The sequence below is a fragment of the Pseudomonas nunensis genome (assembly GCF_024296925.1).
GTDB classification, from domain to species: domain Bacteria; phylum Pseudomonadota; class Gammaproteobacteria; order Pseudomonadales; family Pseudomonadaceae; genus Aquipseudomonas; species Aquipseudomonas nunensis.
Window position 1 is genome coordinate 2,730,905 of sequence record NZ_CP101125.1, and the last position, 21,766, is coordinate 2,752,670.

The 21,766-nt window shown below is 57.9% G+C and carries 17 protein-coding genes; all 17 read left to right on the forward strand.

Translation table 11 applies throughout. From position 1 onward, the window contains the following. The first annotated feature begins 17 nt into the window (after positions 1-17). Positions 18-377 carry a response regulator gene (locus NK667_RS11680; protein WP_054046207.1) on the forward strand — a complete coding sequence of 120 codons (360 nt, stop codon included), beginning with the start codon at positions 18-20 and terminating at the stop codon, positions 375-377. 331 nt (positions 378-708) lie between these two features. Continuing rightward, positions 709-3,669 (forward strand): hypothetical protein, encoded by a 2,961-nt coding sequence (locus NK667_RS11685; protein ID WP_152980939.1) that lies wholly within the window; start codon positions 709-711, stop codon positions 3,667-3,669. Positions 3,670-3,768: 99 nt separating this feature from the next. Beyond that, positions 3,769-5,085 (forward strand): glycosyltransferase, encoded by a 1,317-nt coding sequence (locus NK667_RS11690; protein WP_054614820.1) that lies wholly within the window; start codon positions 3,769-3,771, stop codon positions 5,083-5,085. Between the two features lie 153 nt (positions 5,086-5,238). After that, positions 5,239-6,105 carry a phosphatidylinositol-specific phospholipase C domain-containing protein gene (locus tag NK667_RS11695; protein WP_054046213.1) on the forward strand — a complete coding sequence of 289 codons (867 nt, stop codon included), beginning with the start codon at positions 5,239-5,241 and terminating at the stop codon, positions 6,103-6,105. Positions 6,106-6,176: 71 nt separating this feature from the next. Next, positions 6,177-7,082, forward strand: a complete 906-nt coding sequence (locus NK667_RS11700) for an AraC family transcriptional regulator (RefSeq protein ID WP_054046215.1) — start codon at positions 6,177-6,179, stop codon at positions 7,080-7,082. 307 nt (positions 7,083-7,389) lie between these two features. Beyond that, on the forward strand, positions 7,390-8,700 hold the full coding sequence (locus tag NK667_RS11705; protein ID WP_054046217.1) for an ABC transporter substrate-binding protein: 1,311 nt from the start codon (positions 7,390-7,392) through the stop codon (positions 8,698-8,700). 204 nt (positions 8,701-8,904) lie between these two features. Beyond that, positions 8,905-9,804, forward strand: coding sequence for a carbohydrate ABC transporter permease (locus tag NK667_RS11710; protein WP_236708625.1), 900 nt, complete (start codon positions 8,905-8,907; stop codon positions 9,802-9,804). 10 nt (positions 9,805-9,814) lie between these two features. After that, entirely contained in the window at positions 9,815-10,645 is an 831-nt protein-coding gene (locus NK667_RS11715) for a carbohydrate ABC transporter permease (RefSeq protein WP_054046221.1), read from the forward strand. A 149-nt stretch (positions 10,646-10,794) separates the two neighbouring features. Then, positions 10,795-11,898: an ABC transporter ATP-binding protein gene (locus NK667_RS11720; RefSeq protein WP_054046223.1), complete on the forward strand. Its 1,104-nt coding sequence runs from the start codon at positions 10,795-10,797 to the stop codon at positions 11,896-11,898. 12 nt (positions 11,899-11,910) lie between these two features. Beyond that, positions 11,911-13,383, forward strand: coding sequence for a mannitol dehydrogenase family protein (locus NK667_RS11725; RefSeq protein WP_054614821.1), 1,473 nt, complete (start codon positions 11,911-11,913; stop codon positions 13,381-13,383). Positions 13,384-13,532: 149 nt separating this feature from the next. Next, the gene (gene xylB / locus NK667_RS11730) at positions 13,533-15,029 is read left to right on the forward strand and encodes a xylulokinase (RefSeq protein ID WP_054614822.1); all 1,497 of its coding nucleotides are present in this window, start codon (positions 13,533-13,535) and stop codon (positions 15,027-15,029) included. A gap of 13 nt (positions 15,030-15,042) precedes the next feature. Beyond that, a complete protein-coding gene (locus NK667_RS11735) occupies positions 15,043-15,987 on the forward strand; it encodes a carbohydrate kinase family protein (protein WP_054614823.1) in 945 nt (314 codons plus the stop codon). A gap of 217 nt (positions 15,988-16,204) precedes the next feature. Then, positions 16,205-16,825, forward strand: coding sequence for a transglycosylase SLT domain-containing protein (locus NK667_RS11740; protein WP_054614824.1), 621 nt, complete (start codon positions 16,205-16,207; stop codon positions 16,823-16,825). A 158-nt stretch (positions 16,826-16,983) separates the two neighbouring features. Beyond that, positions 16,984-18,222, forward strand: a complete 1,239-nt coding sequence (locus NK667_RS11745) for a hypothetical protein (RefSeq protein WP_054614825.1) — start codon at positions 16,984-16,986, stop codon at positions 18,220-18,222. A 29-nt stretch (positions 18,223-18,251) separates the two neighbouring features. Continuing rightward, positions 18,252-18,548: a hypothetical protein gene (locus tag NK667_RS11750; RefSeq protein ID WP_152980941.1), complete on the forward strand. Its 297-nt coding sequence runs from the start codon at positions 18,252-18,254 to the stop codon at positions 18,546-18,548. Between the two features lie 260 nt (positions 18,549-18,808). Continuing rightward, a complete protein-coding gene (locus NK667_RS11755; RefSeq protein ID WP_054614826.1) occupies positions 18,809-20,881 on the forward strand; it encodes a type VI secretion system Vgr family protein in 2,073 nt (690 codons plus the stop codon). Continuing rightward, the gene (locus NK667_RS11760) at positions 20,878-21,726 is read left to right on the forward strand and encodes a DUF4123 domain-containing protein (RefSeq protein ID WP_054614827.1); all 849 of its coding nucleotides are present in this window, start codon (positions 20,878-20,880) and stop codon (positions 21,724-21,726) included. Before NK667_RS11755 ends, NK667_RS11760 begins: the two co-directional genes overlap by 4 nt. Positions 21,727-21,766: the final 40 nt, after the last annotated feature.

Below are 21,766 nucleotides of genomic sequence, written 5' to 3' on the forward strand. Positions count from 1 at the left end.
CATTGAGAGCCCCTACTATGTCCTCCAACGCGTCCATCATTCTTGTCGTCGAAGACGATGCCATCGTGCGCATGCTGATCGTCGATGTGCTGGAGGAACTTGAATTCAAGGTTCTCGAAGCAGATGGCAGCGAGCAAGCCCTGGAGTTTCTCAATGACGAAGACCAGTACATCGACCTGATGATGACCGACGTCGGCCTGCCAGTGATGGATGGACGTGAACTGGCCACCCAGGCGCGGATGCTGCGCCCCGAACTGCCAATCCTGTTTGCCAGCGGGTATGCCGAAAGCATCGACGTGCCGGCGGGCATGCAGGTGATTGGCAAACCGTTTTCGATTGACCAGTTGCGGGACAAGGTAAAGGGCATGCTGGCTTGAGTGTTCAAATACGCTGAGGCTTCATCGCAACAACGATTGTCAGGATTCTCCAGACACGTATCCGCATCATGTGCCGCCTGAACTTGACGGCATGCCGTTTTGCAACACACTGCCCGTCCCCCAAACTAACAAACCAGCACACGACAATTCCGGAATTGATTAATCCGGGATTGTCGTGCCTGTTATTACTTCAACACTCCAACTTGGAAACAATCCGTCGAAGTAACTTGCTAGCCATAACTAACGCCAGATAATAACTTGCCCCTCAGCAGCGCACCGCTGCTTAATTAAAACACTTCACACCTATAACAAAACCGTTCAAGGATTGAACATGACCATGCTTAGCTTTTCGGCTGAATTAAAAAACGCCGACGAAAAAACCGCCATCATCGCAAAGATGACGGCACTGGAAAAACTATACCCTGCAAAGGTCACGATAGATGATCTGCTGGTCCCGCGCCTAATGGGATCTTCCTTGGATATTGCACACGAGAAAGAGCGCAGCGTACTGCTGGACATGATGAGCAGTCCCGAATTCATGCTTGTACGGCAGCTGTTCAGCATTCCCGAAGGTGCCATCCTTTACTGTGATACGAACAGAAACTTTTATATGAGTGTCGGTACTCAACGCAGAAATCTTGCACCGATCATGGATAACAACAGTTATCTAAGCCGCCGACTTGATGAACTATCCCTATTGGCGGAAAACTCTGGTGGCTGTGTCTATGCCGGCGCAACTATCAGCGTCGACCAATGGCATAACTTCCATGGAGTTCCGTTCCCAGAGCATTTAAAGCAGCATTTGGCAACGATCAAGCCTCAACGCTTCCCTCGAGCAAAAGGCGTTGTGCTCGGCAACTACATGGCCTTATTGGATCAACAATCGCCATCTTCTCTAACCCTGACCGACGCACAACGATCCCGACTCCAGCCTCCGAAAACACTGGATGAAACAATGCTCTATCGTCTACTGGATCGCTCACGTACAGCGCAGGCTATCCGCTTCGATGCGCGCTCGGCGCTGGAATCGGGTTTGAAAAGCTCCAGGGCCAAGAGTCACGCACGTGACATTCTCAACAGTGTCGAGTGGTACGGTTCCGGCTTCGGGCAGACGGCATCGGATGAAGACCTGAACCTGCTGCTGATGGCGCGCATCCTGCTCGACATCAACCCGGCCATCGGGCAAGAGCTCGAAGAGCATCGACTGTTCGGGTTTGAGCTTTATTACCCTGGCTACGTCGAACTGAACCGCGAGCAGGTACTGCGCAAGTTTGAGGAGCACTTGATTGCCCAGGGCAAGGCCGATGCCCTGACGGCACCGGTGATCGCCCACCTGTTACTCGCCACCTGTGCTCCCGAGTGCGTGGTCAAGGATATTCCCGACTCGCTACCGTTGGGCTCCACGGGTTGGGCAACTTTCGTGAACGCCGCAGCGTATATCGAAATGCTCTCGCCGGGAGCCTGCTGCGTCATGACTTATAGAGACGTGATGTATTTTGCTGATAGCTATTTGACCGGCGCCAGGCAAGACACTCTTTACTGCAGCTTGATGGTCAAGCCGATGCTGAATTGGGCGGCGATGAACAATTTGATCCCCTACAGCGCCGAGGGGGATTACAACGCGCAACATTTGATCGACGCCAGTGGCGCGCACGATCGATACATTGATCAGATGACAGCCGCTACCCAGGCCCTGAGTACGCCGTTGCCAACGCGAGAATCCGTGGCTCGTAAAGAACTTGAACGGGTTATCCCGTATGCGGCCCGCGATATCGACAGAAAGAGCATCCGTGAACATATCCTGCCGGACCTCGCCCAGCAAAACGCAAAACGCCCTTTCCAATATTCTGTGCTGGACTTGTACCAGTCAGACGACCTGTTACAGAAAAACGGTAATGGCTCTTTCTCCTGGAATTTTTATCACGACCGCACTATCAACTGGCTGGACGATGCAACCCTGCTCAAACGCCTGGGCACGGTGACATCCTTGTTTCCACCTGCGTTCGACAGCTACTACGATTCCCTGCAAAAAGCTCTGAATACCAACCTGAGGGTTGCCCTTTCGCGGCTTCCGATGAAGGAGCGTATCGCGTTTGAATATGGTGCCGTTTACCTGTACCTGGTCCGCATGCGCGACAACCAGCCGCGCATCGATGAAACACCTGAAACCCAGGAAAGAGCCAGGGCGCGTTACGGCGTCGTGATCAGTTCGACCTATAAGGGCCACACGAGCAGTTACGAGTTGTTCACCATCCGGGCACTGTTGCAAAAACAACCGGCGCTGGATGGCCTGTTCAACGATCCCGCCAATCGGTACCAACGGCGCCTGTCGGAAAAAGAGGCACGCCGGGTGGCCTATATGGGCGGCTCCGGGACAACCTACGATAAGGATGAACTGTGGAGCGGCGTCCGTTCGCAGGACAAGGATGTGTTTTTCGGCGGGCACCTGCCGTTGGATGAAGCCGCCTACTTCACCGGTTCCCTGCCGCGAAACACAGTCAGCGCATGGTTATTGCTAGAAAAGGATTGGCGCTCGTTGCAATCCGAAATTACCGGGCCAACCAAGCGTAGCCCCATGGAAACCTTCAACTCTCCACGAGTTGAGATGTTGTTCAAAGCAATACTTGAACGCTGCCCTGTCGCAACCCGGGATGAGTTGTACGAAACCGCCAAAGGCATCTCCATACTGGAAGCGCAACGACAACAGTCCTCGGACCAACTTCATCAAGTCCTGAACCTGATTATTCCGTTCAAAGGCTGCATTGAGGACATCACCTCCGGCGATCCCGAGCGCGAGGCGGCGGGTGCGCTCAGTTGTGTATTCGACGGCATAGCGGTGATGGGCGCGGTGTTGGGCGCTGCACCCAAGATGCTGTCGATTGCCGCCAGGACCGGGTCAGCTTCGTCTAAAGCATTCAGCTTCGCCAAGGCCGGCTCTGCGTTTGTCACTTCGTTGATCAACCCTTTGGATGGCATGCCGGACTTGGTCAACAAGGGCAGCAAGCTGCTGCACAAGGGTAATGTTTTGCTTTCGAAGAGGGGTCGACGCGCAGTCAGCGATGCGGTGGAAAACCTGAGACAAGGCAACTCTGTCGATGAATCGGCACAGGCGCTCAAGGCCCTGACATTTCCGGATGTCAAACGGGTGCAATGGATCGGACGCGATGATGCCGACAGCCTGTTCAACCTGCTGATTATAAAAAGAGGCAGCGACTGGTATTCGCTGGACTTGAATACCTTGCTACCCCGAGGCCCGAAACTGTCGCAAACGCAGTTACAGTTTGTAGCGTGATCGCTCTCAGGGAGGTCACCGCCTCACGTTTCTGGGTTCCTGTGGTTTAATTGCGCCCTTTTGCTCCACCCCCATCGTCCGCCGCAAAGGAACACGTTCATGAGTCAGCCCACAACCAAAGTCCTGGTCATTGGTTACGTCTGGCCCGAACCCCGCTCTTCGGCGGCCAGTGGGCATGTGATGCAGATTCTCGAGACATTTTTGCAGGAAGGTTGGGACATCACGTTCAGCAGCCCGGCGGGTGTCGGCGAGCATAAGGCCGACCTCGCCGCGCTGGGTATCCGGGAATGTGCGATCGAGCTGAATAACAGCAGTTTCGACGCCTTTATCAGCGAATTAGCCCCGGATATCGTGCTGTTCGACCAGTTCATGATGGAAGAACAGTTCGGCTGGCGCGTGGAGAAACACTGCCCCGACGCGTTGCGCGTGCTGGAGACGTCCGACCTGCAAAGCCTGCGGCACGCCAGGCACCAGCGGCTCAAGGACCGTTTGAAGGCCAGCAGCGACGAAAACGACTTCAGCGATCTGTTTGCTCCGGCGTTGCGCGAGGAATTCGAGTTGATGGCCGGCACGGACCTCGCCAAACGCGAGATTGCCGCGCTGTATCGCTGCGACCTGAGCCTGATGATTTCACCGGTGGAAATCGAGTTGCTGGTCGACCAGTTCAAGTTGCCACGGGACTTGCTGCACTGGTGTCCGTTAATGCCCGACATGCCGACAACGGCCCACACGGCGTTTGAAGATCGTGCGCATTTTCTCAGCATCGGCAACTTCCGCCACGCGCCGAACTGGGACGCGGTGCTCTGGATGAAAAACTCGGTGTGGCCGTTGATCCGTCAACAATTGCCCGGCGCGCAACTGCATCTTTACGGCGCCTACACCCCGCCCAAGGCCACGGCCCTGCACAATCCGGCGCAGGGCTTCCACATCATGAACTGGGCGGAGGATGCGTTGCAGGTGATGTCAGCCGCGCGAATCTGCCTGGCGCCGCTGCGGTTTGGCGCAGGAATCAAGGGCAAAATCGTCGACGCCATGCTCTGTGGCACGCCCACCGTAACCACGCCGATTGGCGCTGAGGGCATGAGCGACGGGCTGCCGTGGCCGGGTGTTATTGCAGAGTCAGCCGAAGCGCTTGCCGCTGCGGCTGTTGCGCTGTATCAGGACAAGACGTTGTGGACCGAAGCTCAGGAGCATGGCGACCAATTGCTGGCGGCCCAGTACCGCCAATCGCAACACGGCCCGGCGCTGATTGAGCGCTTGCAAGCCTGTCGTCGTGACTTGGCCGAACGGCGTCGCGACAACTTCACTGGCGCCATGCTTCGCCATCATGCGCACAAAAGCACGCAGTACATGGCGCAGTGGATCGAGGCGAAAAATCGCCACATCGAGTCATCCGTTTCGGATTCTCGTGGGTGATTTTTGACGTGAGGTAGCTGGCTTAACGCTATGTTTATGTGGATGTTTCTGCACATTGATTAATCCAGTTCCGTCTTCTAGGCTTTGGTCACGAATCAATCAAATCTCGCTCCCACGGACAGGGAGCCGAGCCAAAGGCAGGAGCCTTGGAACATGCCCAACACCCCCACTTCCAATGTCGACAAGCAACGCTGGATGAGTAAAGTCCCCGACATTGACCGTTTGAAACTCACCGACCTTATCTGGCCCGGCACGCACAACTCGGGCATGGACAAGAAAGCCCGCAATTATGAGGTGATCCTGGGCAACTGGACCACCTGCCAGAACGATTCGTTTGCCTGGCAACTGGCCAACGGGGCCCGCGCCTTCGATCTGCGCCTGGGTTACCGCGCGGGCTCCCCCCACGGTACGTTCTACTTCCATCACAACGGCTACCAATCCCTGCGGGTGCTGGGTGAACTGATCGACGCGGTGAATGATTTCCTGGATCGCAACCCGGATGAATTCATCATTCTCGACTTTCATCAGTTGCGCGACGGTAACCGGCACTTCGATTTTGCGCAGTTCAACGATGTGCTGACGCAACGCCTCGGGGCGCGAGCCATCTCCCCCGAAGACGAAGACAAGACCCTGGGCGAACTCAAGGCTGCCAGCAGTAAAAAACGCCTGATCATGGCAGCCAGTGGTTCCGTGGAGCTGGACATTGACGTGTTCTGGATACGCGTTCCCCATCACTGGAGTGGCACGCGACTGACTGACATCAGCGATCTGCGCTCGCATATCGTTCGAACCCTGGAAGCGCCCCGCCGCGACGATTACTTCTGGTCACTGACCGCCACCAGCTACTCATTCCTCGGTGGGCCGGTGGACATCAAGCAGCACATCAATGAATGGTTTCATTCGTCGCTGGACTGGGTGACCCGCTGCAGCATCATCAGCACCGACTTTTTCGATGAGTCCGAGATCGTCGGTTACTGCTGGGTTGCCAACAGCATGAAGGCAGCACCCAGGGTGTCTTGAATCGAGATGCTGGCGCTTTCAGCCGTGAAAGAGGCATCATCAAGTCGCAAAAACAATAACAGTGCGGTGCCATGAGCCGATCAGCCAGAATTACCGATCCTTCCTACGAGTTGATGGACGATCACAACGGATTGTCCATCATCTATCGCCAGCATGGTTTTCCCTGCCCGCTGGTGCGCTGGCATTTCCACAAGGAATACGAACTGCACCTGATCGTGGCCAGTTCCGGCAAGGTGTTCATCGGCGATTACATCGGCAACTTCTATCCGGAAACCCTGTTCCTGACCGGCCCCAACCTGCCGCACAACTGGATCAGCCAGGTGGCCGAAGATGAAGTGGTGCCCAAGCGCGACATGCTGGTCAACTTCACTGACGAGTTGTTCGACAGCGGCCATCTGGTGTTTGCCGAACTCAAGACCCTGACACCGCTACTGGAACGTGCGAAGTACGGCATCGAGTTCCGCTGCAAGCGCACGATCCGCCAGGCCATGACCCTGATGCAGCGTATTGCCGACACCAAAGGCGTGACCCGGCTCGGGCATTTCTTCATTTTGCTGGAGTTGCTTGCGGCGTCCGACGATTTCCAGTTGCTGTCCGGTGCGACGACGGGGCAACTGGCGGATGAGCACAACGTTGACCGCACCAACCGGGCGGTGGACTATATTTTTGCTCACTACGCCCGGGAGCTGCCGCTGGAAGAAGTCGCCGAGCATCTGGGCATGAAGCCGACGTATTTCAGCCGGGTATTCAAGCAGGCCACCGGGCGCTGTTTCATCGAGTTCGTCAATCGCCTGCGGATCAGCAAATCCTGCGAACTGCTGGCCGATGGCGACAAACCGGTTACCGATGTGTGTTTCGAGTCGGGCTTCAACAATATTTCCAATTTCAACCGGCGCTTTCAGCAACTCAAGGGCATGACTCCTTCGCATTACCGGCGGCTGGCGGTACAGCGGTTGACCGAGCAAAACCTCGGTTAACCGCCTTTTTGTAGGAGCGAGGCTTGCCCGCGAAGGCAATTTGTCTGATACACCGCCTTCGCGGGCAAGCCTCGCTCCTACAAGATCAAAACCAATACGGATTCCATACCGGCCAATCGCCAGGCAACCGTCCCATACGCCTCTCCCTCCAAACACCAGTGCAAAAAAGTATCGATTCAAGTGTTACGGATGATTTGTCACATCCTCAATTGAAGGCTGTAATCAGTGCACATTCTTCCTGCCGTCGGAAGACACAAAAACAATAACCGTCCTTCTGTCCCTCCTGGGCTCAGAAAAGGAGTGCACGATGCAACCTTCTGTAAAAGCTCTGCTTGCCCTCACCTGCATGACCCTCAGCAGCGTCAGCCTCGGCGCTCAGACCCTGACCATCGCCACCGTCAACAACAGCGACATGATCCGCATGCAAAAGCTCTCGAAAACGTTCGAGACCGAGCATCCGGACATCAAGCTCAATTGGGTGGTGCTCGAAGAAAACGTCCTGCGCCAACGACTGACCACCGACATTGCCACTCAGGGCGGACAATTCGATGTGCTGACCATCGGCATGTACGAAGCTGCACTTTGGGGCGGTAAAGGCTGGCTGGAACCGATGAAGGATTTGCCGGCCAGTTACGCCCTCGACGACGTGTTTCCATCGGTGCGTGAAGGTCTGTCGGTCAAGGGTTCGTTGTATGCCCTGCCGTTCTACGCCGAAAGCTCGATTACCTATTACCGCACCGACCTGTTCAAGGACGCCGGGCTGACCATGCCTGAGCATCCGACCTGGACCCAGATCAGCGAATTCGCCAGCAAACTCACCAACAAAGATAAAGAGCAGTACGGCATCTGCCTGCGCGGCAAGGCCGGTTGGGGCGAGAACATGGCACTGATCACCACTGTCGCCAACTCCTTCGGCGCACGCTGGTTCGATGAGAAGTGGCAACCGGAATTCAACGGTCCAGAGTGGAAAAACGCCCTGAACTTCTACGTCAAGACCATGAAGGATTCAGGCCCGCCGGGCGCCTCCAGCAACGGTTTCAACGAAAACCTGGCGCTGTTCAACAGCGGCAAATGCGCGATCTGGGTCGATGCCAGCGTCGCCGGTTCGTTTGTGACCGACAAGACTCAAAGCAAGGTCAGCGAGCACGTAGGCTTCACTTACGCACCGCACGAAACAACCGACAAGGGCTCGGCCTGGTTGTACTCCTGGGCACTCGCAATTCCGACCAGTTCCAAAGCGAAGGACGCAGCAAAAACCTTCAGCGCCTGGGCCACTTCCAAGGAATACGGCGCACTGGTTGCCGAGAAAGACGGCATCGCCAACGTACCGCCTGGTACCCGAGCTTCGACCTACAGCGACGCGTACATGAAAGCCGCGCCGTTCGCCAAAGTGACCCTCGAGTCGCTGAAAGCTGCCGACCCGAGCAAGCCGAGCATCAAGCCTGTGCCTTACATCGGCATCCAGTTGGTGACCATTCCTGAATTCCAGGGCATCGGTACGCAGGTTGGCAAGTCGTTCTCGGCAGCGCTGATCGGCCAGACCACGGTCGATCAGGCCCTTGCCGCCGCCCAGCAAACCACCGAACGTGAGATGAAGCGCGCCGGTTATCCCAAGTAACCCGCGCCCTCTGTAGGAGCGATTTTGTGGCGAGGGAGCTTGCTCCCGCTCGACTGCGAAGCAGTCGCAAAGCTTTTGGGGCCGCTTCGCGACCCAGCGGGAGCAAGCTCCCTCGCCACACAAGCCTCGCTCCTACAGTTGATCTTCACCTGCCTGTTCCCAATCGGTTTTAACGCCATGAATATTTCAACTGCCAAAGCTCAAATGGACATTCCCCAACCGGTGCGTAAAAGCCGGTTGTCCAACCCCGGCTGGTTTCTGGTCAGTCCTTCGGTAGCGATGTTGCTGCTCTGGATGATCGTGCCGCTGGGCATGACCCTGTACTTCTCGGTAATTCGCTACAACCTGCTCAACCCCGGCGAGAACGAGTTCGTGGGGCTGGAGAACTTCACCTATTTCCTGACCGACTCGGGCTTCCTGCCGGGCGCCACCAACACCCTGTTACTGGTGGGCAGCGTGCTGCTGATCAGCGTGGTGTTCGGCGTGTTGATCAGTGCGTTGCTGGAGGCCAGTGAGTTTCTTGGTCGCGGCATCGTGCGGGTCATGCTGATCTCGCCGTTCTTCATCATGCCCACCGTCGGTGCGCTGATCTGGAAGAACCTGATTTTCCATCCGGTGTCGGGGATTCTCGCCTACGTCTGGAAACTGTTCGGCGCGCAGCCGGTGGACTGGCTCGCACACTACCCGCTGCTGTCGATCATCATCATTGTGTCCTGGCAATGGCTGCCCTTCGCGATCCTGATCCTGATGACCGCCATGCAGTCCCTAGACCAGGAACAGAAAGAAGCCGCGCGCCTCGACGGTGCCGGCCCGGTCGCGATCTTCTGGCACCTGACCCTGCCGCACCTGGCACGGCCGATTGCAGTGGTAGTGATGATCGAAACGATCTTCCTGCTCTCGGTGTTCGCCGAAATCTTCACCACCACCAACGGTGGCCCCGGCTACGCGTCGACCAACCTCGCCTACCTGATCTACAACCAGGCGCTGGTGCAGTTCGATGTCGGCATGGCGTCCGCCGGCGGTTTGATCGCGGTGGTGATTGCCAACGTCGCGGCCATCGTGCTGGTGCGCATGATCGGCAAAAACCTGACAGACAAAGCCTGAGGCCCGCGCCATGACTCTTCAACAATCCCGCCGTCTGCAAAGCCTGCTGCTCGGCACCCTGGCCTGGGCCATCGCGATCCTGATCTTCTTCCCGATCTTCTGGATGGTGTTGACCAGTTTCAAAACCGAAATCGACGCGTTCGCCACGCCGCCGCAGTTCATCTTCACGCCGACGCTGGAGAACTACCTGCACATCAACGAGCGCAGCGACTACTTCAGCTTCGCCTGGAACTCGGTGGTGATTTCCTTCAGCGCAACCGCTCTGTGCCTGCTGATCGCGGTGCCGGCGGCCTACTCGATGGCGTTCTACGAAACCAAGCGCACCAAAGGCACGCTGCTGTGGATGCTCTCCACCAAAATGTTGCCGCCGGTGGGCGTGCTGATGCCGATCTACCTGCTGGCCAAGAGTTTCGGCCTGCTCGATACGCGTATCGCGCTGATCGTCATCTACACGCTGATCAACCTGCCGATCGTGGTCTGGATGATTTACACCTACTTCAAGGACATCCCGAAAGACATCCTCGAAGCCGCACGCCTCGACGGGGCAACCCTGTGGCAGGAAATGGTCCGGGTGCTGCTGCCGATCGCCAAGGGTGGTCTGGCTTCCACGGTGTTGCTGTCGCTGATCCTGTGCTGGAACGAAGCGTTCTGGTCCTTGAACCTGACCTCGTCCAAAGCCGCGCCGCTGACCGCATTGATCGCCTCCTACTCAAGCCCCGAAGGTTTGTTCTGGGCCAAGTTGTCGGCCGTATCGACCCTGGCGTGTGCGCCGATCCTGATCTTCGGCTGGATCAGCCAGAAACAACTGGTTCGCGGCCTGTCGTTTGGCGCTGTGAAATAAGCCACACCCGTTACTTGTAGGAGCCAGGCTTGCCGGCGAAGGCGTCCGTCAAATCGCCTTCGCCGGCAAGTCGGATCGCCGCATCGCTGGCTCCTACAAAAAAAGCGCGCCCGGCTCAACTGAATAAAAACATTTGGAGGCCCATCACCATGGCCAACCTGAAAATCAAGAATCTGCAAAAAGGCTTCGAAGGCTTTTCCATCATCAAGGGCATCGACCTGGAAGTGAACGACAAGGAATTCGTGGTCTTCGTCGGCCCGTCGGGCTGCGGCAAGTCCACCCTGCTGCGCCTGATCGCCGGTCTGGAAGAAGTCAGCGGCGGCACCATCGAACTCGATGGCCGCGACATCACTGAAGTCAGCCCGGCCAAGCGCGACCTGGCGATGGTGTTCCAGACCTACGCCTTGTACCCGCACATGACCGTGAAAAAGAACATGTCGTTCGCCCTCGACCTGGCCGGCGTACCGAAAGCCGAAGTCGAGAAGAAAGTCGGTGAAGCGGCGCGCATCCTCGAACTCGGGCCGATGCTGGAGCGTAAACCGAAGCAACTCTCCGGCGGCCAGCGTCAGCGCGTGGCCATCGGCCGGGCGATTGTGCGTAACCCGAAAATCTTCCTGTTCGACGAACCATTGTCCAACCTCGACGCCGCCCTACGCGTGCAGATGCGTCTGGAACTGTTACGCCTGCATAAAGAACTCAAAGCCACGATGATCTACGTGACCCACGACCAGGTCGAAGCCATGACCATGGCCGACAAAGTCGTGGTCCTGAACGGCGGCAAAGTTGAACAAGTAGGTTCGCCGCTGGACCTGTATCACCAGCCGGCCAACCTGTTTGTCGCCGGGTTCCTCGGCACGCCAAAAATGGGCTTCCTCAAAGGCAAGGTTACCCGCGTCGAAAGCCAGAGCGTTGAAGTGCAACTGGACGCCGGCACCCGCATCACCCTGCCATTAAGCGGTGCCAACCTGAGCGTCGGCGGCCCGGTGACCCTGGGGATTCGCCCAGAACACCTGAATCTCGCGCAACCCGGCGACTGCACCTTGCAAGTCACCGCCGACGTCAGCGAACGCTTGGGCAGCGACACCTTCTGCCACGTCGTGACCTCGTCCGGCGAAGCGCTGACCATGCGGGTTCGTGGCGACCTGGCCAGCCGTTACGGCGAGTCGCTGAGCCTGCACCTGGACGCCGAACACTGCCATTTATTCGATGCCGATGGCGTGGCGCTGACCCGCCCGCTGCGCGCCGCTGCCTGACGAGACTATGCGATGAAACTCAATAAACAGAACCTCAATCGCCTCGCGCCTGAGGTGGTGCTGCCCGCCTACGCCCTGAGCGATACGCGCCAAGGCATCGCCCACATCGGCGTCGGTGGTTTCCATCGGGCGCATCAGGCGTACTACACCGATGCGTTGATGAACACGGGCGAAGGCCTGGACTGGGCAATTTGCGGGGTCGGCCTGCGCGCCGAAGACCGCCGTGCACGGGACGATTTGAAGGAACAGGATTACCTGTTCACCCTGTTTGAATTGGGCGACAACGACGACGCCGAAGTGCGGGTGATCGGCTCGATTCGCGACATGTTGCTGGCCGAGGACGGCGCCGAAGCGCTGATCGACAAACTCGCCAGCCCCGAGATCCGCATTGTTTCGCTGACCATCACCGAGGGCGGCTACTGCATCGACGACAGCAACGGCGAGTTCATGGCCCACCTGCCATTGATCCAGCACGACCTCGCGCACCCGGCAGCACCGAAAACCGTGTTCGGCTTTCTCTGCGCCGCGCTGGCCAAACGTCGCGCCGCCGGTACGCCGGCGTTCACTTTGATGTCCTGCGATAACCTGCCGCACAACGGCGCGGTCACTCGTAAAGCCTTACTGGCCTTTGCCGCCCTGCGCGATGCCGATCTGCGGGACTGGATCGACCAGAACGTGAGTTTCCCTAACGCCATGGTCGACCGCATCACGCCGATGACCAGCACCGAGCACAAGCTGCAATTGCACGACAAACACGCGGTCGACGATGCCTGGCCGGTGGTCTGCGAACCGTTTGTGCAATGGGTGCTGGAAGACAAGTTCGTCAACGGTCGCCCGGCCTGGGAAAAGGTCGGCGTGCAGTTCACCAACGACGTCACGCCTTACGAAGAGATGAAGATCAAGTTGCTCAACGGCAGCCACTTGGCCCTGACGTACCTGGGGTTCTTGAAGGGCTACCGTTTCGTCCACGAAACCATGAACGATCCGCTGTTCGTGCAGTACATGCGTGCTTACATGGACCTCGATGTCACGCCACAACTGGCGTCGGTGCCGGGCATTGACTTGACCGACTACAAGAACACCCTGGTGGCGCGGTTTTCCAACCAGGCGATTGCCGATCAACTGGAACGGGTGTGTTCGGACGGTTCGTCGAAGTTTCCAAAATTCACCGTGCCGACGATTAACCGGTTGATTGCCGATGGTCAGGAGACCAAGCGCGCGGCGTTGGTGGTGGCTGCCTGGGCCTTGTATTTGAAGGGTGTGGACGAAAATGGCGTGACCTACGCGATTCCCGATCCGCGGGCGACGTTCTGTCAGGCGCTGGTGGCGGATGATGCGTTGATCACCCAGCGGTTGCTGGAGGTTGAAGAGATTTTCGGCACCGCGATCCCGCGTTCGCCAGAGTTTGTTGCGGCGTTTGAATGGTGCTGTAACAGCTTGCGGGAAGTGGGGGTTACGCAGACATTGGAGCGGGTGTTGGCGTAAGTGCTGCGGTGAAATGACCGCCGTCTTCGCGGGCAAGCCTCGCTCCTACAGGTATGTCGCCGGCCTCCCGATCGACATCAATCCTGTAGGAGCGAGGCTTGCCCGCGAACAGCTTCACCAAGAACGACCTGACACACCAAGGATCAACCATGGCAAACCAACAACTATTCCTCGGCATCGACTGCGGCACCCAAGGCACCAAAGCCATCATCCTCGATGCCGTCAGCGGTCAGGTGCTGGGCCAGGGTGCCGCCGCTCACACCCTGATCAGCGGCGCCAACGGTCGCCGCGAACAAGACACCAGTCAATGGCTGGACGCCTTCACCCTGGCCACCCGCCGCGCCCTGCTCGCCGCCAACGTTAACGGCCAGGACATCCTCGGCGTCGGCGTCTCCGGCCAGCAACACGGCTTGGTGCTGCTCGACGACCAAGGCCAGGTCCTGCGCCCGGCAAAGCTTTGGTGCGACACCGAATCCACCCCTGAAAACGATCGCCTGCTGGCCCATCTGGGCGGCGAACAAGGCTCGCTGGAACGCCTCGGCGTCGTCATCGCGCCGGGTTACACCGTGTCCAAACTGCTCTGGACCAAAGAACAACACCCGCAGGTTTTCGCCCGCATCGCTCGCATCCTGCTGCCCCACGACTTCCTCAACTATTGGCTGACCGGCCGCAGTTGCAGCGAATACGGTGACGCGTCGGGCACCGGTTATTTCAACGTGCGCACCCGCCAGTGGGACTTGCAACTGCTGCGCGATATCGACGCCACCGGACGTCTGCAGGCATCGCTGCCCGAGCTGATCGATGCGCACGAAGCGGTCGGCACGATCCTGCCGAGCATTGCCGAGCACCTGGGCATCAACCCGCAAGCGCTGGTCTCCAGTGGCGGCGGCGACAACATGATGGGCGCCATCGGCACCGGCAATATCCAGCCCGGCGCGATCACCATGAGCCTCGGCTCCTCGGGCACGGTTTACGCCTACTCCGAACAGCCGAAAGTCAGTCCGGACGCATCGGTTGCCACGTTCTGCTCCTCCAGCGGTGGCTGGCTGCCGTTGATCTGCACCATGAACCTGACCAACGCCACTGGCGTGATTCGCGAACTGTTCGAGCTGGACATCGAACAGTTCAACAATTTGGTCGCCCATGCACCGATTGGTGCGGACGGCGTGTGCATGCTGCCGTTCCTCAACGGCGAACGCGTGCCCGCCCTGCCCCACGCCACCGGCAGCCTGCACGGCCTGACCATGACCAACATGACCCAGGCCAACCTGTGCCGCGCCGCCGTCGAAGGCACGACCTTCGGATTGCGCTACGGACTGGACCTGCTGCGCCAGAATGGCTTACAAAGCCGCAACATTTGCTTGATTGGCGGCGGCTCGAAAAGTCCGGTGTGGCGCCAGATCGTCGCCGATATCATGAACACCCCGGTGATCTGCACCGAACAAAGCGAAGCCGCGGCCCTGGGCGCGGCGATTCAAGCGGCATGGTGCAAATCCTGGTCTAACGGCCACGAAAGCACCCTGGCGGATTTGTGCGAGCGTTGCGTGAAGCTCGATCTGGCCAGCGAAACTTTGCCGATCGCCGAGAATGTCGCGGCGGCGCAACAGGCCTACGAGCGCTATCAACAACACGTCGCAACCCTTTAAAGAGCGAACAATTATGTATCTGGTGTGTGGCGAAGCGCTGTTCGATTTCTTCAGCGAAGACGATGCCAGCGGTCTGGCTTCAAAAGTGAATTTCAAGGCGATTGCCGGTGGTTCACCGTTCAATGTGGCGGTGGGTCTGCGCCGCTTGGGCGTGGACGCGGCGCTGTTTGCCGGGCTGTCCACCGACTACCTCGGCCGTCGCTTGCAGCAAGTACTGCAAGACGAAGGTGTGCGCCCGGATTACCTCGTCGACTTCGCCGCGCCGACCACGCTGGCGATGGTCGCGGTCGGCGCCAATGGCTCGCCGCACTACAGCTTCCGTGGCGAAGGTTGTGCGGATCGGCAGTTACGCCTTGAGCATTTGCCGGAACTCGGGCCTGAAGTACGCGGCTTGCACATCGGCTCGTTCTCGCTGGTGGTGCAACCGATTGCCGATACGCTGATGGCGTTGGTGGGCCGGGAAAGCGGCAAACGCCTGATCAGCCTCGATCCGAATGTGCGCCTCAATCCAGAGCCAAACATCGACCTGTGGCGTTCGCGGATTGCTGAACTGGTGGAATTGGCCGACCTGATCAAAGTCAGCGATGAAGACTTGAGCCTGCTGTATCCCGAACAGGATCCGCAGCGGGTGATCGAAGGCTGGCTGCAGCATCGTTGCCAGTTGGTGTTCCTGACCCGTGGTGGCGAAGGCGCGACGGTGTTTAGCCGGGCCCATGGCTCGTGGTCGGTGCCGGCGTGTTCGGTGAAGATTGCCGACACGGTGGGCGCCGGCGACACCTTTCAGGCCGCGCTGATTACCTGGTTGACCGAGCATCAGCTGGATTCGGTGGACGGTGTGCAGCATCTGAGTCGCGAGCAGATCGACGGCATGCTCAAGTTTGCCGTACAGGCCGCAGCGCTGACATGCAGCAAAACCGGACCGGATTTGCCGTACCGCAAGCAGTTGGATTTGCGCTGAATGTGAGGGCCTCTTCGCGGGCAAGCCCGCTCCCACAATGGATTGTTACCGAACACCAAACCTGTGTTCGCTGAAGATCCACTGTGGGAGCGGGCTTGCTCGCGAAGGCAATCTATCTCATACCGCCAACTCCAAAGCCATCACCCACAATCCCCCCGCCATGGCCCCGAGTCGGTAAACTGTCGCCCTTTTACGCGCATGACAGGAAGACAGGCTTTTGAACTCAAGGCAAACGGCTGGACTGTTACTACTCACCACGCTGCTGGCCGGTTGCAGCACCTCGCCCCCACGCTCCCCCAACGATCTCTGCGAAATCTTCCGGGAAAAGAGCGACTGGTACGACGCCGCGCAAGTCACGCAAAAGCGTTGGGGCGTGCCGATCCAGGTGCCTTTCGCGATCATGTATCAAGAGTCCGGCTACCGTTACGACGCCAAGACACCGCGCAAATACTTGCTCTGGATAATTCCGTGGGGCCGGGTGTCGACCGCGTCCGGCTACGCCCAGGCCAAGGATGAAGTCTGGTCCGACTATCAAAAAAGCACCGGCAGACACGGCGCCGACCGCGAGGATTTCGATGACGCCATCGACTTTGTCGGCTGGTACATGGACAAGACAGCCACCATCAATGGTGTTTACAAATATGACGCCTACGGGCAGTACCTGAATTACCACGAAGGTTGGGGTGGGTATCGTCAGAAAACCTATGCCAGCAAAGGCTGGTTAGTGGCGACGGCGGGCAAGGTGCAGGGGCGTTCTGATATGTATGCCCAGCAATATGCCGGGTGTAAGGATGATCTTCGGCAGGGGTTTTGGAGTCGGTTTTGGCATTGGCTTTAATGTGGCCTGACCCTCTGTAGTTCGGCCAATACAGCAAAAAAAAACCGCTGCCTAGCTGTCAACTCTGACAGCTAGGCAGCGGTTTTTTTTGCCTGTTAACTGGTCATGTAAGTCGATTCACTGCCAATGACTATTCACAAACCAAGGAAGGGGACGTTATGAACATCAACGTTACAAAGCCCTCATTGTATCTGGTGAGTGCTGCCTCGCTCGCCGGATTCTGCCATTTCGCAAATGCTGCTGCATTTATCGATCTGGGTAACAACGCAGGTTCCCAGTGCGAAACCGCAGGCGTGAACGACAACGGCTTGGTGGTTGGCAACTGCTCGGAGCCGAACTTCGTTCCCAATAACGAGCCGTGGGTGGCCAATGTCACTACGGCGGGGCCGCAGCAGCCGCTTGCCTCCATGGTCACCGACCAGCCTTGTTGGGTTATGGGAGCTGCCAACTCCGGGACACTTGCAGGTGCCTGTGAAGACAACAACTCTGATTTCTTCGCCGTGGTGTGGACCGCGACGGCCCCCGGCACGGTCCCCTTGAAACTTAATCCTCTTCCGGGAGGCCTTCTGCCTCCCCTCATTGGTCCTTATCCCGATCAATCAACGTCGCTAAGGGCCTTCAGCCAACAAGGCGACATCCTCGGCGAAAGCATGAATGCAAAAAACATCGCCACCGTGGTGTTGTACGGCGCAGGCAGTGCGACCCCCATTCAGGTCTCGAATCGCGGTGACAATTGCGTCGGGGTCGACATGATCAATCGCGGTGCCAGCATTGTGATGAACTGCCCTCGCAGCCCAGACGTACCGACAGGCACCTTTGCACAAGTCAGTGGTTCCAGTTATAGCATCACCACCTTGCCGATACCGTCAGGGGCAACCAACTGCACAGTTTCCGCCATCAATAATCAACAGCAGATTGTTGGCAACTGCATGTATCCCAACTCCACGACCAACGTGCGAAAAGCAGCCTACTGGGCCACACCAACCAGCGCTCCACAGTTACTTACATTGTCGAGCGGTTCAAAAAGCCGGGCTCGATCCATCAACAACAACGGACTAGTACTGGTAGTTTCACAAGATACCAACGGCAAACCTCAATACCAGATCTGGCAGCCATCATCGTCGAGTACGACGATTATTCCACCGCCCGCTACAAATGCCTGGATCACGGGTGCGATGCTCGCCGACAGTAATACCGTAGTACTCAACAGTCTCAACGCTAATCAACACCTGCAGGCATACACCTGGAGCAGTATTAACGGGACGCAACTTGTGCCGCCACTCAATGGTGGAATGATCAATAGTTTCACGTCCATATCTCAAAATGGGGCGTTTGCTGGCGGGGATAACATTGATGGAACACAAGACGTTAGTGCTGTAGCAACCACACTGCCCTGATAAACATGACCTTTCAGGTAGATAAGAAGATGAAAAAACTGATCATTTGTGGTCTTGTCATCGGGTTTGTCACGTCCGTCCTCAAGCCACAACCAGTCCAGGCGGTTCAGCCGAGTGAGTTGTCACCTCCTGAGCTTGTGGCGCTTGTGGGTGCTCAAACGTATGAGGGAGGGGCTGATTCATTCACTCGATCATTACCAGGCATACCCTTCGACTCAACCCCAGCTGTTTTCGATACAAACATATTTATTGATGTTTTGTTAAAAGGCCCTGCTTTTCCTAGCGGGGCTGAAGTAATTGCGCCGCTGGTATCTGTACATGATTGAGACCTTCCGCGGAGATAACGGCAGAGGGCTTTTACGTTCAGATGAACACTTCAGTCCGAAAGTGACCGCTAGTTCTTGAGTGCAAGCGCGCTTCGGCCAACTCCCAGTGCAGCCAGATATGTACAAAACCCGGCAATCATTGGCCCGAATGTCGCCTGTAGGGGATTTCCCTATGACAGAGCACGCCATTTGCGCCTTGAACACACCCACTTAATCCTGCACCATCCGCCCCAGCTTATTCAAAGGACGGAATTCAAGGCATGCTGGACGCGAACGCAACCCATATCACCCTCACGCTGGACGGTGTTTCCGCCGACTTGCAAGTGCTCAGTTTCGTCGGTCGCGAAGCCCTCAACCAGCCGTTCAGTTTCGACATCGAACTGGTCAGCGCCCGCCCCGACCTGAAACTCGAAGAGCTGCTGCACAAGCCTGGCTGCCTGACCTTCGGCGCCACCGGCAAAGGCATCATCCATGGCCTGGTCTATCGCATCGAGCAAGGCGATTCCGGCAAGAAGCTGACCCGCTACAGCATCAGCCTGGTGCCGCAACTCGCCTACCTGCGGCACAACCACGACCAGCAAATCTTCCAGCATCTGACGGTGCCGAAGATCATCGGCCAGGTCCTCGAAGCGCGGGGCATTTTGTCCAATGCCTATAGCTTTCAGCTCGGCGCGATCTACCCCGAACGCGACTACTGCGTGCAGTACGACGAATCCGACCTGCATTTCATCCAGCGCCTGTGCGAAGAAGAAGGCATTCACTTCCACTTCCAGCACTCCGCCAGCGGCCACAAACTGGTGTTCGGCGACGACCAGACCGTATTCCGCAAACTCACGCCCGTGGCCTACCAGCAAGATTCCGGCATGGCCGCCGAGAAAACCGTGATCAAGCGCTTCAACCTGCGCCTGGAAACCCGCACCACCCGCGTTAGCCGCCGCGACTACGATTTCGAGAAACCGCGCATCCTCCCTGAAGGCACTGCCAAAAGCACCTTCGCCCCGGACCTCGAAGACTACGACTATCCCGGCCGCTTCACCGACCGCGAACGCGGCAAGCAACTGGCGACCCGCGCCCTTGAACGCCATCGCAGCGACTACAAACTCGCCGAAGGCAAAAGTGACGAACCAATTCTGGTCAGCGGCCACTTCCTGGCCCTGAGCGAACACCCGCGCGCCGAGTGGAACGACCTCTGGCTGCTGCTGGAAGTCGTCCACGAAGGCAAACAGCCGCAAGTGCTCGGCGAAAACACCACCAGCGACGTCACCGACAACAAGGACGATTTCCACCAGGGCTACCGCAACCGCTTCCTCGCCACCCCGTGGGACGCGCACTTTCGCCCTGCCCTGGAACACCCGAAAGCAAAAATCCTCGGCAGCCAGACCGCCATCGTCACCGGCCCCAAGGGCGAAGAAATCCACACCGACCAGTACGGCCGCGTCAAAGTCCAATTCCACTGGGACCGCGAAGGCCAGGCCGACGACAACACCACCTGCTGGCTACGCGTCGCCACCGGCTGGGCCGGCAATGCCTATGGCGGCATCGCCATCCCGCGCATCGGCATGGAAGTGCTGGTGTCCTTCATGGAAGGCGACCCCGACCAACCGCTGGTCACCGGCTGCCTGTACCACAAGGAAAACGTCGTCCCCTACGACCTGCCGGCGAACAAGACCCGCAGCACCTTCAAGACCCTCAGCTCACCGGGCGGCAAGGGCTACAACGAATTCCGGATCGAAGACAAAAAAGGTGCAGAACAGATTTATCTGCACGCCCAACGGGATTGGGATGAAAACATCGAGCATGACCAGAAGATTCGTGTCGGCAACGAGCGGCATGACACCGTCGAGGCCAATGTTCTAAGCGAATTCAAGGTTGAAGAACACCGCATCACGCATCTGGATCGCAAGAGTGAAGCCCGCGCGGATGATCACCTGACGGTGGCGGTGACTCAGCATGTGAAGGTGGGGACTGGGCAGTTTGTCGAGGCTGGAACAGAGATTCACTACAACGCTGGGGAAAAGGTTGTGGTTGAAGGAGGCATGGAGCTTACGGCCAAGGCTGGTGGGAGCTTTGTGAAGGTGGATGCAGGGGGCGTGACGATTAGTGGCGCGAATGTGAAGGTTAACTCGGGTGGTGCGCCCGGCGCGGGCACGGGGATCCAGATTCTCGACCCGGTCATCCCATGGGCCGCCGCCCGGGACAAACCCGGCGCCCCGCTCGTCCCGGCTGCCGTGCAAATGGCCATGGCCAAAGCCGCCCGTGCTGCCGGCGATATCCGCTGCCCGATTTGCGAAGCCTGCCGTGAAGGCAAGTGTGACCTGGGGGCAACAGCATGAGTGACGTTCTCAACAGCTGGCTGAGCGAACAAACCCGGCTCAATCGCGTGCTGATCCTGGCCCTCGACAGCCTCGCCGAACCCAATCCGGTCACCTCGCTATACAGCGCCGGCCTCATGCAGCGCACCGTGCAGCTCTATCGAGGCACCCAATACACTGAATTCGCCCCCATCAGCCCATGGCTGACCGAACTGCCCAACCCCGACGCCGATGCCTTCCGCAAACTGCTCGACGACCCACAGCGCAACTGGGGCTGGATTGGCAGCATGGACCAGGCCGACCTCGACGGCCTGACCCAACACTGGCGTGCGCGGATGATTATTGATGAAGACGGCGAACGCTCACTGTTCCGCTTCCAGGACAATCGCGTACTGGCCCGCTGTCTCGCCAACCTGAGCGAAACCGAACGACCGTTGCTGTTAGGTCCGATCAGCAGCGTGCTGTATTGGGATGAGGAACAGTGGAAAAGCGATGATAACGCCAAGCCTGGGATGTACCCGGTGCCGAATCCGGCACCTTGGTTGCGAACCCCTGAGTCCGGTGAACAGGCTCGAAGCATCTTGCGCGATAACCTCAAACGTTGGCTGCTGACCTATCACGTCGAAGCGGCGGCTTCGTTGGCGGAGACACGCGTGGTCAGCGAGTGGTTGGAAGAACAAATGGACTTGATGGAACTGTGGCAATGGAAAACACCGGAACAGCGACAGCTGATGTTGAGTCGGCGGCTGAGCTCCGAATGTATGGAAGATATTGCTTGGAAGCCTTTACCGGGAGAAACACCGGAAGTTCATTTTTTGCGTTGTCAGCGAGTGTTTGCTGATTCTAGTTCCGGTGCTGAAGTTTGAATATAAAGAAAAGTGGGTGTGAAGACGCTCGCGAATTCTC